We start from the raw sequence: 12,753 nt of genomic DNA on the forward strand, positions 1-12,753 counted from the left end.
CGAACGGCCGGGTCTTGTAGCCGCTCTCCGACTTGACGGTGTTGCCGTGCATCGGGTCGCAGGACCAGACCACGGTCCTGCCCTCGCGTTCGACGGCCCTGACCAGCGCCGGCAGCTTGCCTTCGACATTGTCCGCGCCAAAACGGCAGATCAGCGTCAACCGGCCCGGCTCGTTGTCGGGATTGAGGATGTCGATCAGCTCGATCAGGCCGTCGGGCGACAGCGACGGCCCGCATTTGAGGCCGATCGGGTTCTTGATGCCGCGACAATATTCGATATGAGCGTGATCCGCCTGGCGGGTCCGGTCGCCGATCCAGACCATGTGGCCGGAGGTCGCGTACCAGTTGCCGCTGGTCGAATCGACGCGGGTCAACGCTTGCTCGAAACCGAGCAGCAGCGCCTCGTGACTGGTGAAGAAATCCGTCGAGCGAAGCTGCGGCACGGTATCGGCGTCAACGCCGCAGGCGCTCATGAAGTCCATCGCCTCGGAGATGCGGTCGGCGAGCTCCTGGTAGCGATGCCCCTGCGGGCTCTCGCTGACGAAACCAAGCATCCATTGGTGAACATGATCGAGATTGGCGTAGCCGCCCTGGGCGAAGGCGCGAAGCAGGTTCAGCGTCGCCGCGGACTGGCGATAGGCCATCTCGAGTCGATTGGGGTCGGGATTGCGCGACGCCTCGTCGAAATCGATCCCGTTGATGATGTCGCCGCGATAGCTCGGCAGTTCCGCTTCGCCGACCTTCTCGGTCGGCGCCGAGCGTGGCTTGGCGAACTGACCGGCGATCCGCCCGACCTTCACCACCGGGACACCGCCGGCAAAGGTCAGGACGACCGCCATCTGGAGGAAGACGCGGAAGAAGTCGCGAATGTTATCCGCGTGATGCTCGGCGAAGCTCTCGGCGCAGTCGCCTCCCTGGAGAAGAAACGCATCGCCCGCGGCAACCCGCGCAAGTCCGCCCTTCAGCTTTCGCGCTTCGCCGGCAAAGACCAGCGGCGGATAGGTCGCGATCCGCTCTTCGACGGAGGCGAGCGCCGCCATGTCGGTGTAGACCGGCACCTGCTCGATCGGCATCCCGCGCCAGCCATCCGGACTCCAGGGCTTGTTCATCGACTTGACTCCGATTGCGGCGACATCCCGCAGATCGCCTTTCCCATACACGTCGAATAGTGTCTTGCGGCGCGGTTTATACACGCGGCCGGCACCCTTTGCCACCAGATTGCCGGCAATCGCAAACCGGCATCTGCCGGCTGCGGGCGATGCGCGGGCCCTGCCCGATTTGCCCGCGGAATCAAGCGATGCAGGTCACTCGGCAGGCGCAGGTTCGGGTAGCGCCATCGGCGCCCGATAGCGTTCGACCGGCGTCCGCATGGTGACCAGCTCCTCGCTCTGGGTCGGATGAAGCGCCACCGTCTCGTCGAAATCCGCCTTGGTCGCGCCCATCTTCAGCGCCACCGCGACGAGCTGCGCCATTTCCGCGGTGCCGTCACCGACCCCGTGGAAGCCAAGCACGCGGTCGGTGGCGCCATCGACGACGAGCTTCAGCATCATGCGCTCCTCACGCCCCGCGACGCGGTGATGGAGGGGCTTGAAGCTTGCGCGGTAGATATCGACGGCGTCATGCGCCGCCTTTGCGGCCTCCTCCGTCAGGCCGACCGTGCCAACCTCGGGCTGGGTGAAGACGGCGGTTGGAACATTCGTGTGGTCGACGGGCGTCCGCCGCCCCGCGAAGAGCGCATCGGCAACGGCTTCCCCTTCCCTGATCGCAATCGGGGTCAATTGCAGGCGGTTGGTGACGTCGCCGATGGCATAGATGGTCTCGACGCTGGTGCGTGAATAGACATCAACGGCGATCCCGCCGTCGGCACCGACGGCGACGCCGGCCTTTTCAAGCCCAAGGCCATCGATATTGGGTGTCCTGCCGATGGCGAAGAGGATCTGATCCGCGTCCAGCACCTCGCCGCCGCTCATCGCGATGGCAAGGCCATTTTCGTTGCGATCGATCCGTGCGACCGTCGTGTCGCACGTAACCTCGATGCCACGGTGCTGGAGCGCGGCATGAACCGCCTTGCGCACGTCGGCGTCGAACCCGCGCAGGATGTCGGGTCCGCGATGGACAACGGTGGTTTCGACCGCGAAGGCGTTGAAGATCGCCGCGAATTCCAGCGCGATATAACCGCCGCCGACGATCACCATCCGCTTCGGCAGCCGTTCGAGATGGAAGACATCGTCGGAAACGATGCCGTGCTCGAAGCCGTGAATGGTGGCATCGATCGCCGGCCGTCCGCCGGTGGCGACCAGGATGTAGCGGGCGGTGACCGTTCGACCCTCCGCGGTCAGGCGAAGCGTGTGGTCGTCCTCGAGCACTGCCCGTGACCGGATCAGCTCGGCCCCCGCGCGCTCGAGGTTGCGGATATAGATACCGCTCAGCCAGTCGGTATCGGCGGTGACGTTGTCGCGAAGGGTCGGCCAGTCGAAGGCGACGCCCTTGGTCGTCCAGCCGAAGCCGATCGAATCCTCGAGCTCGTCGGCGAAATGGGCTGCATGGACGAAGAGCTTCTTCGGTACGCAGCCGCGAATGACGCAAGTCCCGCCGACCTTGTCGTCCTCGGCAATCGCAACACGCGCGCCATGTTGCGCGGCGATACGCGCGGCGCGCACACCACCGGATCCGCCGCCGATGACGAACAGGTCATAGTCGTAGGCCACCGGAAGCGCCTCTTCGAACGACTGAAAGGATCGACGGAAAGGACCGCCGCTCAGAACTCCACGCCCTGGTTCTTCAACGCCTCCTGGGTCTTCTCGACCAGTTCCTCGCGAACCCGGTTGGCCCAGCCTTCAGCGACCTTGAAGGCATCCGAAATCACTTTCGGGCCGATCTGATTGAATTTCTGGCCGGCGGGGCTCGCGTAGAACGTGGCGATGGTCACCAGTTCGTCCTCGGTGAAGCCCTTCGCCCAGACGCGGGCAAGGTCGTTGTCGAGATCGTTGCGCCGCGGAACGAGAGTGAGGACGACCTCATCGACGGTCTCGCTGATCTGGGTGTGGAGGTCGGGCCGCATGAGGATGAGCTGGCTCTTCACCTGCTCGGCAACGGCCGGGAGCAGGTTGTCATAGCTGCGGGAGGCCGGCGAGGCGCGCAACGCGTCGAGGGCGGCATCGAGGTGGCTCTGGGTAATTTCCTGGGCGCCGACCGGAGCGGCAAGACTCACCGCCAGCGCAAGGATCGCGGCGCGCGAGACATTTCTGGTCGAGAACATTGCTTGGGCTCCTGTTTGTAAGAATGCAATCATCTGGTCAGCCTCTCGACGTCATCCTCGCGGCCGACAATGGCGACCGACGCCATGTTCAGGAACAGGCCGTGCTCCATGACTCCGGGGATGGCCGACAAGGCAGTCGAAAGCGCTTCCGGATCCGGAATACGGCCGAAGGATGCGTCGAGAATATGATGGCCGCCGTCGGTCAGGAACGGCTGATCGTCCCGGATGCGCAACACCAGCTCGCCCGTCAATCCAAGCCGGCCCGCGGCCGTCTCGATCGCCAGCCGCGTCGCGCCAAGCCCGAAGGGCGTGACCTCGATCGGCAGAGGAAAAGCACCGAGCGTGTCCACCAGCTTGCCGGCATCGACGATGACGACCATCCGCGCGGAGGCCGACGCGACGATCTTCTCCCGGAGCAGCGCTCCGCCGCCGCCCTTGATCAGGCGGAAGGCGCGGTCGATCTCGTCGGCGCCGTCGACCGTCAGGTCCAAAGCGGGATGATCGTCGAGCGTGGCAAGCGGAATGCCCTCGGCCTTCGCCAGTTGCGCGGTGGTCTCCGATGTCGGAACGCCGACGATCGACAGGCCGTCGCGCACCCGGGCGCCGAGAAGGCGAACGAAGTGGTGGGCGGTCCGGCCGCTGCCGAGGCCAAGCTTCATGCCGGAGCGCACCTCGTCGAGCGCCGCCCCGGCGGCGCGGACGCGTTCGGCGTCGTTGCCGACGGCCTTGCCGCTCATAGGACGCGCCACCCGTTACCCTCCGGGCTCCGGGCGGCCGCGACGGTCTCGGGCCACGCGGCGCGCGCGGAAGGAAGTGAAACCACTGAATTCATCGGCCTGCCTTGATTTTCCCGGCGGCTTGTTAGCATCTACGGCGTCTTCGTGCCACGCCGGAACCATCGCGGCACCGACTCTCGGCCGCTCTATATAGCGTCCCCGCCCGATGGAAGGAATCGCTGCCAGACGATGCCAGGACGCGCCGCCAAAGCCAGTATCGAACTTTCCGGGATCCGCCTGCCGTGAACGATCGGCGGCCAACCCTTGTCTTCGACCTCGACGGGACCCTTGTCGATACCGCGAGCGACCTTGTCGCGACCCTCAACGCGATCCTCGCCGAGGAAGGGCTCCAGCCGGTCGCGTTGCAGCACGCCGCTGCGATGGTGAGTCATGGAGCGCGGGCCATGCTCGCCAGGGCGTTCGCCGAGGCGGCGGACGAAGCCAGGCTCGACGCACTGACGCAGCGGTTCATCGATCACTATTCCCGCCATCTCGTCGGGGGCAGCCGGCCGTTTCCGGGCGTGCCGGAATCCCTCGATCGCTTCGCGGCGTCCGGGTGGCGGCTCGCCGTCTGCACGAACAAGCTCGAGGGCCTGTCGCGATCCCTGCTTGAACAGCTCGACCTCGCCGAACGCTTCGCGGCGATTGCCGGCCAGGATACCTTCGGCGTCCGCAAGCCGCATCCGGGGCACCTGACCGAGACGATAAGGGTAGCTGGCGGCGATCCGCGGCGCGCGGTCATGGTCGGCGACTCCGACGTCGACGTCAAAACCGCACGCGCGGCCGAGATCCCTGTCGTCGCGGTCAGTTTCGGCTATAGCCCCCTGCCGGCAAGGGAACTCGGAGCGGACGCGGTCATCGACCGGTACGATTCGCTCTACGACGTCGCGGTGTCGTTGCTCGATCGGCCGTCCTAGAGGCATTCTGCCCCCGGCCTGGCGTGGGATACGGACGTCGCCGGGCCCGTAGCGCCTTGACAGGAAGCGCCACCGGCCTGCATATCGCCGGTCAGCGGCGGGCGATTAGCTCAGCGGGAGAGCACTCCCTTCACACGGGAGGGGTCACTGGTTCAATCCCAGTATCGCCCACCATCCAAATCCGCAAAAATCCGCCACTTTGAAGACCAGCCGGCCGACACCTAATCGGCAGCTACCGGCGAACATCGGCAGAACCTGGCGGAGGCATTCGGGAAAAATCCGGACTCGTTCATGCCTGTTCGCATGAACCGCTACCGCCGGACCCGCAAAGTCGTAAAAAACCCCGTCGACGCCGAAGCGGCCCGGGACCGGCAGCGGATGCGGTTCTCCAATTTGCGGATTGGGCCAACCCTCGTTTGCCGCCAATCATTCGGGCTGACCGGGGCTGGCCGGGTCTCCACGCCGGGCCGGTACCGGCGTACCTTGATCGCCGCGCCTCGACCCGCCGCCGCGGCCGACCAACGTCGAGCAAAACGGTGGACGCCGCCGTGCCGGTGCCACGCGTTAGCCGGAATGCCGGCTCGCGAGGCAGACCGCGTTCACCCGGATGCGCAGAGCTGCCATGCCGGTCTTGAATTTCCGCGGCACCCTGACGAGTTATCGGCACAGTCCTGACAAACATAGCGATCACGGGAGCCTCCCATGTCACTTCGCCCCGTTCACAGCGTCACCCAGGCGCAACCCCATATCGAAGGTGCCGGCGTCAAGCTCCACCGCGCATTCGGATTCGGGGAAACCACCGCGTTCGATCCCTTCCTGTTATTCGACGACTTCCGCAACGACCGACCGGAGGATTACCTGGCCGGTTTCCCCTGGCATCCCCATCGCGGCATAGAGACGATCACCTATGTCCTCTCCGGGACGGTCGACCACGGCGACAGCCTCGGCAACCGCGGCACGCTCGGTGCGGGCGATGTCCAGTGGATGACGGCTGGCAGCGGCATCCTCCACCAGGAAATGCCGAAGGGCGACGCGGCTGGCCGGATGCACGGCTTCCAGCTCTGGGCGAACCTTCCCTCGTCCCACAAGATGACGGCGCCGCGCTACCAGGACATCAAGGCCGCCGAGATTCCCGAGATCGTCGATGACGACGGTACCGTGGTACGCGTCGTCACCGGCGACTTCTGGGGAAAGAAGGGACCGGTCGAGGGGGTCGCGGCCGACCCGCGCTATCTCGATATCTCGGTGCCACCCGGCAGGCGCAAGGTGTTGCCGGTCGAGACCACCCGCCACGCATTCGCCTATGTGTTCGCAGGATCGGGGTCGTTCCGCGATGCCTCGCAGCCCTTCGGGGTGCTGGTCGAAAAGGGCCTCGGCGACGAAGAGATGTTCATCCGCGACCAGACCGGCGATCGTTCGCTGATCCTGTTCGATTCCGGCGACGAGGTCGTCGTCCAGGCCGGCGAGCAGGGAATCCGCTTCCTGCTGATCTCGGGCAGGCCGCTTGAGGAGCCGGTTGCCTGGTATGGGCCGATCGTGATGAACACGCAGGCGGAACTCCGCCAGGCTATCAGGGAACTGAACGACGGCAGCTTCATCAAGCATCCCTGATCCCGGAAACCCGCGACCCTGGTCCGGCCGCGGGTTTCGATTATTCGGCGAGATTATTCGGCAATGTGCCGCAAAAACCGGCAGGACCGCGGGCTGACAGAACGGACATATCCTCCTAGGCTCCGCTGCCCGCTACCGTCGGAGTCCGACCCATGCGTCTGCTCGCCGTCGCCGATCTCCATTACTCCCTGCCCCAGTATGACTGGGTCGTCGGTGTCGCGGAGGACTACGACGTCGTGGTCCTGGCCGGCGACCACCTCGACCTGTCGTCGATGGTTGATATCCGGGCGCAGGTGGTGGTGGTTCGCAAATACCTGGACCGGCTCAGGACGAAGGCGCAGTTGCTGACCTGCTCCGGCAACCACGACCTCGATTCGCGCAACGAGTCGGGCGAGAAGGTCGCGCGCTGGATCCAGGAGCTCAATCGGATTGGCGTCCCCGCCGACGGCGATTCACTGCTGGTCGGCGACACCCTGTTCACCATGTGCGCCTGGTGGGACGGGCCGACGGTCAAGGAGGCGATCGGGGAGCAGCTCCGCGCCGATGCGGCCCGTCGTCCCGCACACTGGATCTGGGTTTATCACGCCCCGCCGGACAACAGCCCGACAAGCTGGGGCGGCAGCCGTTCCTTCGGTGACGCCGAACTCGGGAAATGGATTGGCGAATACCAGCCCGACTTCGTGTTTTCGGGCCATGTCCATCAGTCACCCTTCATCCAGGAAGGGTCATGGGTGGACCAGGTCGGCAAGACATGGATATTCAACGCTGGCCACCAGTATGGCGCACCGCCCGCCTATATCATCGTCGACACCGATCGGCGGGCGGCGTTGTGGTTCTCCGCCGCGGGCAGCCAGATCGTCCATCTCGACCAGCCGCTGATCCGGCCCATCGACCCGCTGCGGCAGGCGCCGAAATGGCTCACATCCGGGGATCGGGCTCCCGGTCCGATCCCGGGATGAAGTCTTCCTCCTGCTGGTGGATCAGCGCGTCGAGTACCTCTCCGACCATCCCGAGATGGTCGCCATGTCCCTCGAATTGCTGCTTGAGATCAACGAGATAGGTCGTCGCTGCGTTCAGGCGCTGGGCCAACAGCCTGGCAAGGAAGAAGGCGACCTCCGGGTGGCGCCTCATGAAGGCGGTGCCGTCCTCGGCAACGCGGGCGGTGACAGCCGTGGCTGCGCGCACAGTCGCGGTATGCGGCACGTCGAGCAGCACCGACATCTCACCGAACATCGATCCCGGTTCGCCTACCACCGCGACCGTCGTGTCGCCGCGGTCGACCTCAACCTCGCCGTCCTCGAGAATGAACAGCCGGCCCGACCATTTGCCCTCCTCAAGCAGGACGGCACCGGCTTCGAACCGCTCGATCGGGATGTCGGCACAGTAGTTGAGGATCTCACGCATCGTCTTTTCCCACGCTATCTGCCGGTGGCGGCACGAATGAAGGAGAGCCCGAGAACCCGCGACCTGTCGCGTTTCTCGAAGGCTTTCTGCTTCGCCATGCATGACGCGTACCGTTGATCGATGAAGCGCCGGACCTTGCGCTGCATGCCGATGCAGCCGGACGGCCCGGTCAGTTGCGTCGCCTCCCGGACAAAGACCTCGCCACAATTGACGAAGATCGAACGGTGGGTTTCCTCGTGCCGCTTGAGGCCAGCGACGAAATTCGTCCACATCGACTTCGTCGAGGCGCTCATCCGGCCGTAGTCGACCGCCTTCGGAAGCGTGAGCACGAAGCGCCAGCGAAACGTCAGGCTCGTCACCCGGCAGGCACCGTTCCTGGTCGCGACCTTGAGGTCCAGATCGTGGTCGTGGGTGAGGTTGGCGTAAGCGGCACCATCATCCGGATCCATGATCGGGTGAGCGTTCATGTAGCGCCAGACCTCCGGCGGCGTCGTGCCGCGGACGGGATGCGTGCGGTATTGCGTCGAATAGACCAGCCCGGCCGACGCCGGGGATGTCGCCAGGCAGCCGGCGAGCAGGGCCGGAAAAAGGCCGGCCAGCAGGCGGCGGCTTCGATAATCCATTGGCAATATCCCTCATTTGCGGATCACTGGTCGGGGTGTTCTGCCGCGCGGCCGCCGCAACCTGCGATGAATTGCCTCGCCATGAAGGCAGTTCGCCCAAAAAAGCGTCTGGCCATCGCGGTCGGCATTTGCGATGGGAGGCACAAGACAGACATTGTTATGCGGAGAACGCAACATGGCCATTCGTGTGGTCGTCTGGGGTGAGAATATCCATGATCGCGAAAACGAAATCGTTCGCGAACTCTATCCGAACGGGATGCATGGAACGATTGCCGAGGCGCTGAACCGGGACCCGGCCATCGAAGCAACGACTGCAACGATGGAACAGCCCGAGCACGGCCTGAGCGAGGAGCGCCTCGCCAATACCGACGTCCTGACCTGGTGGGGACACAGGGACCACGGCGGCGTCGACGACGCTGTCGTCGATCGCGTTGCGGAACGGGTATGGCAGGGCATGGGGCTGCTCGTCCTCCATTCCGGCCATTTCTCCAAGATCTTCCGGAAACTCATGGGTACGCCCTGCTCGCTGACCTGGCGCGAAGCGGGGGAGAAAGAGCGAATCTGGACGATAAATCGCGGACATCCGATCGCCCGGGGCCTCGCCCCCCATTTCGTCATTCCGCAGTCCGAGATGTACGGCGAGCCCTTTGCCGTGCCCGAGCCGATGGAGACGGTCTTCATCAGTTGGTATGACGGCGGCGAGGTGTTCCGTTCCGGCGTGACCTACCGGCGCGGCGGCGGCAAGATCTTCTATTTCTCGCCCGGCCACGAAGTCTACCCGATCTACAACGACGAGAATGTCAGAACGGTCCTGCGCAATGGCGTCAAGTGGGCCTACAATCCGGCGCCCGCCCTGGTCGGCATCAGCGACGCGCCGAACCGTCCCGCGTCCGAGGCCCTCGAACCGATCGTCGAGCGCGGGCCGACGCTTCACGCACCGGGCGAGACAGGGTTCCGCTAGGCCCGGCGATGGTACGCCTCCTCGTCATCGGCACCGGCGGCATGGCCCGCCAGCACGCGCTTTCATTCGGAATGCTCGAGGGCGTCGAGGTCGTCGCGGCGGTCGACCCGAATGAAGAACGACTCGCCGGCTTCTGCGAGGAGCACGGCATTTCCAACCGGTTCACCGATCTCGACGAGGCCATTCGCTGGAATGGTTTCGAGGCGGCGACCAACGTGACGCCGGACGTGGTCCACTACCCCACCACGATGAAGTTGATCGAAGCCAACAAGCACGTGCTTTGCGAGAAGCCGCTGGCGACCGACTACCAGCGCGCCATGGAGATGACCGAGGAAGCCGAAAAGCGCGGTATCATCAACATGGTGAACCTCAGCTATCGGGGCTCCCCCGCCCTCGACAAGGCCCGCCAGATCGTCCTCAGCGGCGAGATCGGCGAGATCCGCCACTTCGAGGCCTCCTTTCTGCAAAGCTGGCTGGTCGGCCATCACTGGGGCGACTGGCGGACCGAGGATCGATGGCTGTGGCGCCTGTCCACCAAGCACGGCAGCCACGGCGTCGTCGGCGACATCGGCATCCACGTGATCGATTTCGCGACTTATGCGGCCGCCAACGACATCGTCTGGATGGAAAGCCGCGCCAAGACCTTTCGCAAGGCCGACGGCGACCGGATCGGGGACTATCCGCTCGATGCCAACGACTCCTTCTCGATGAGCGTCGAGCTCGCGAATGGGGCACTCGGCGTGATCCACGCATCCCGCTGGGCGACGGGCTACGCCAATACGCTCCGCCTGGATCTGTTCGGCAGCCACGGCAGCCTGCAAATGACCACCGACGGGCGCAAGTCATGGCTCGGCAAGTGCACCGGCATCGACATCGACACGCAAACCTGGCGTGAGGTGACCTGCGCGCCGGTACCCTCGGTCTACAAACGCTTCATCGACGCGGTTCGCAGCGGCGTGAATACCGATCCGGCCTTCCGGCGCGGCGCGGAGATCCAGCGCGTGCTTGATCTCTGCCTCGAAGCGGGCGACCGCAGTCACGGTGGGGTAAGGCTCGATTAACGAATCAGCGTTTCGTTGCAACGGAACCACACCCGGCCGAAATCCACCGGAAGATACGGCTCACTACGCGCCAAACGGTTGCCGACGCACGTGAAATTCGGCACAGAAGAGTCACGGGAACGTGCGATGCTGCACGAAATCCATGATTCAGGGGCATACCTAGATGCGGAAATCGATTCTCCTTGCGGCCGGACTCGCGGTTGCCGTCCTTGCCGGGACGGAGGCGAATGCGGCCGTCAAGGCCTACTGGGATCAGGCGACCGGCAAGTGGCTCAAATACGATACCGATGCCAAACGCCAGGTGCCGAAGAACTACAAGCCGATCAGGCGCCAGGTGATCAGCTACGACGGTCCGTTCAAGAAGAACACAATCGTCGTCAACACCGCGGAGCGCCGGCTCTACTACATCCTCGGCAACGGCAAGGCGCTGAAATATGGCGTCGGCGTTGGCCGCGAGGGCTTCCAGTGGTCAGGCGCGAACACCATCTCGCGCAAGGCCGAGTGGCCGGGCTGGACGCCGCCGCCCGAGATGATTGCACGCGAGAAGAAGAAGGGACGCATCCTTCCCGAATATATGGAAGGTGGCCCGAAGAACCCGCTCGGCGCACGCGCGCTCTATATTGGCGGAACGCTTTACCGGATCCACGGATCGAACGAGCCCTGGTCCATCGGACGCGCGGTTTCGTCCGGCTGCATCCGGCTGACCAACGACGACGTCACCCATCTCTACAATCAAGCCAAGGTCGGTGATCGCGTCGTCGTTCTGACTGGCCGCGAAAGCCCGGCACGCCTCGCCGCCCTCGCGAATCCGCCTCCGCCGAAGCCGGCGGAGCCGGAGCCGGTCGTCGCCGAGGTCGATGTCGACGCCGAAGCCCCGCTGACGAAGGACGACCAGGTTGTCGTCGTGCCGGCGGCCGAGGAAGCTCCCGCCGACGAGGCCACCGGCTCCATCGCCGACGCGCCTCGGGTGAAGGATGACGATGTCCTGGTGGTTGCACCCGTCGCCGCCGCCGTCGAGGACGCCGACGTCCCGGCCGACGCCATCAAGGTCAAGGACGACGACGTGATCGTTCCCGTCAAGGTGGAGCCGGCGGGCGACGACGTCACGGAAGTCAAGGATGACGACGCGACCGTCCCCGCCAAAGTCGCCCCCGAAGGCGACGATGTGACTGCGGTCATGGAAAAGGACGAGGCAGCCGCCTCCCCGGTGACGGCCAACTAGACCGGAATCAGGCCGGCGCCCGGCTCACCCCGGGCGCCGCGACTCGCGACTGAGCCCCTGCCGCTCCAGGTCGGCAAGATAGGCGCTCCACAAGTCGCTATTCTCTTCCCCCAATCTGCGAAGATAGGCCCAGGTGAACAGGCCGGAATCGTGTCCGTCCGAGAAGGTCGGCCGGATCGCGTAATTGCCGACCGGATCGATCGCGGTGATCGCAACGTCGATCTTGCCAGGCACCGTCTTCCGCTGATCCGGCGCGTGCCCCTGGACCTCGGCCGACGGGCTCAGGACCCTGAGATACTCGGCCGGCAGGTCATACTCCGTTCCATCCTCGAAACGGATGAGGATCGACCGGCGATCATTGCGAAGCCGTATTTCGGTCGGCCAGGATTGTCTTTCGCTCATGCTCACTGACTAGGCCCGCCGCGGAGGAACGGCAAGGGGCAGCGGCTTTGAATTCCGCCGTCTTTCCGCTACATATCGTATCGATATGGCCAACTGAACCGTTCGAGGTAACGCCCCATGGGGGAATTGCTGGACAGCCGTGGCGCGCCGCTGGTCGATTCGTTCGGCCGGGCCATCACCTATCTGCGGGTATCCGTAACCGACCGCTGCGACTTCCGCTGCGTCTATTGCATGGCGGAAGACATGACGTTCCTGCCGAAGCGCGATGTGCTCTCCCTCGAGGACCTCGACCGGCTGTGCTCGGCCTTCGTCGCTCGCGGTGTCCGCAAGCTGCGGCTGACCGGAGGCGAACCGCTGGTCCGCAAGAACGTGATGAGCCTCATCCGGTCGCTTTCGCGCCATCTCGAGAGCGGTGACCTGGACGAGCTGACGCTGACGACCAACGGCTCCCAGCTTGCGCGTTTCGCCGACGACCTGGTTGCCTGCGGCGTAAAGCGGATCAACGTCTCCGTCGACAC

14 protein-coding genes and 1 tRNA gene are annotated in these 12,753 nt (G+C 64.9%); 8 read left to right on the forward strand and 7 right to left on the reverse strand.

The genetic code is table 11. The features are described from left to right. The 4 genes from KDJ86_RS11320 to rpiA form a co-directional block, all read right to left on the reverse strand. The coding region (locus KDJ86_RS11320; RefSeq protein WP_291745633.1) for a 3-deoxy-7-phosphoheptulonate synthase class II at window positions 1-1,108 on the reverse strand (1,108 nt) is incomplete at its 3' end. Window positions 1,109-1,303: 195 nt separating this feature from the next. Further along, a complete protein-coding gene (gorA, locus tag KDJ86_RS11325) occupies window positions 1,304-2,707 on the reverse strand; it encodes a glutathione-disulfide reductase (protein WP_291745634.1) in 1,404 nt (467 codons plus the stop codon). Between the two features lie 50 nt (window positions 2,708-2,757). Next, window positions 2,758-3,258, reverse strand: a complete 501-nt coding sequence (locus KDJ86_RS11330) for a DUF2059 domain-containing protein (RefSeq protein WP_291745635.1) — start codon at window positions 3,256-3,258, stop codon at window positions 2,758-2,760. Window positions 3,259-3,287: 29 nt separating this feature from the next. After that, window positions 3,288-3,995 (reverse strand): ribose-5-phosphate isomerase RpiA, encoded by a 708-nt coding sequence (gene rpiA / locus KDJ86_RS11335; RefSeq protein ID WP_291745637.1) that lies wholly within the window; start codon window positions 3,993-3,995, stop codon window positions 3,288-3,290. A 281-nt stretch (window positions 3,996-4,276) separates the two neighbouring features. Here rpiA and KDJ86_RS11340 point away from each other — a divergent pair, with 281 nt between their 5' ends. The 4 genes from KDJ86_RS11340 to KDJ86_RS11355 all read left to right on the forward strand — a co-directional run bounded on the left by KDJ86_RS11340 (window position 4,277) and on the right by KDJ86_RS11355 (window position 7,521). Beyond that, window positions 4,277-4,951, forward strand: a complete 675-nt coding sequence (locus KDJ86_RS11340) for an HAD-IA family hydrolase (RefSeq protein ID WP_291745638.1) — start codon at window positions 4,277-4,279, stop codon at window positions 4,949-4,951. A 99-nt stretch (window positions 4,952-5,050) separates the two neighbouring features. Further along, window positions 5,051-5,125: transfer RNA gene (locus tag KDJ86_RS11345), tRNA-Val, on the forward strand. Window positions 5,126-5,653: 528 nt separating this feature from the next. Further along, on the forward strand, window positions 5,654-6,562 hold the full coding sequence (locus tag KDJ86_RS11350) for a pirin family protein (RefSeq protein ID WP_291745639.1): 909 nt from the start codon (window positions 5,654-5,656) through the stop codon (window positions 6,560-6,562). A 152-nt stretch (window positions 6,563-6,714) separates the two neighbouring features. Continuing rightward, window positions 6,715-7,521: a metallophosphoesterase family protein gene (locus tag KDJ86_RS11355; protein ID WP_291745641.1), complete on the forward strand. Its 807-nt coding sequence runs from the start codon at window positions 6,715-6,717 to the stop codon at window positions 7,519-7,521. Here the strand turns inward: KDJ86_RS11355 and KDJ86_RS11360 are convergent. Continuing rightward, a complete protein-coding gene (locus KDJ86_RS11360) occupies window positions 7,481-7,966 on the reverse strand; it encodes a cyclic nucleotide-binding domain-containing protein (RefSeq protein ID WP_291745642.1) in 486 nt (161 codons plus the stop codon). The genes KDJ86_RS11355 and KDJ86_RS11360 overlap by 41 nt on opposite strands. 14 nt (window positions 7,967-7,980) lie before the next feature. Next, window positions 7,981-8,589 (reverse strand): DUF922 domain-containing protein, encoded by a 609-nt coding sequence (locus KDJ86_RS11365; RefSeq protein WP_291745645.1) that lies wholly within the window; start codon window positions 8,587-8,589, stop codon window positions 7,981-7,983. A 175-nt stretch (window positions 8,590-8,764) separates the two neighbouring features. Between KDJ86_RS11365 and KDJ86_RS11370 the strand changes: the two genes are divergently transcribed. The 3 genes from KDJ86_RS11370 (at window position 8,765) to KDJ86_RS20595 (ending at window position 11,833) form a co-directional block, all read left to right on the forward strand. Further along, window positions 8,765-9,550 carry a ThuA domain-containing protein gene (locus tag KDJ86_RS11370; RefSeq protein WP_291745647.1) on the forward strand — a complete coding sequence of 262 codons (786 nt, stop codon included), beginning with the start codon at window positions 8,765-8,767 and terminating at the stop codon, window positions 9,548-9,550. Window positions 9,551-9,558: 8 nt separating this feature from the next. Then, a complete protein-coding gene (locus tag KDJ86_RS11375; protein ID WP_291745649.1) occupies window positions 9,559-10,611 on the forward strand; it encodes a Gfo/Idh/MocA family protein in 1,053 nt (350 codons plus the stop codon). 163 nt (window positions 10,612-10,774) lie between these two features. Beyond that, window positions 10,775-11,833, forward strand: coding sequence for a L,D-transpeptidase (locus KDJ86_RS20595; protein WP_367116787.1), 1,059 nt, complete (start codon window positions 10,775-10,777; stop codon window positions 11,831-11,833). Between the two features lie 24 nt (window positions 11,834-11,857). Here the strand turns inward: KDJ86_RS20595 and KDJ86_RS11385 are convergent, their stop codons facing one another. Continuing rightward, on the reverse strand, window positions 11,858-12,235 hold the full coding sequence (locus KDJ86_RS11385) for a gamma-butyrobetaine hydroxylase family protein (RefSeq protein WP_291745651.1): 378 nt from the start codon (window positions 12,233-12,235) through the stop codon (window positions 11,858-11,860). A gap of 117 nt (window positions 12,236-12,352) precedes the next feature. On the opposite strand from KDJ86_RS11385, the gene KDJ86_RS11390 reads away from it, so the two are divergent. Continuing rightward, window positions 12,353-12,753 (forward strand): radical SAM protein (locus tag KDJ86_RS11390; protein WP_291745652.1); only part of this gene is annotated, 401 nt, incomplete at its 3' end.

The sequence above is a fragment of the Bauldia sp. genome (assembly GCF_020442045.1).
Taxonomy (GTDB): Bacteria; Pseudomonadota; Alphaproteobacteria; order Rhizobiales; family Kaistiaceae; genus Bauldia.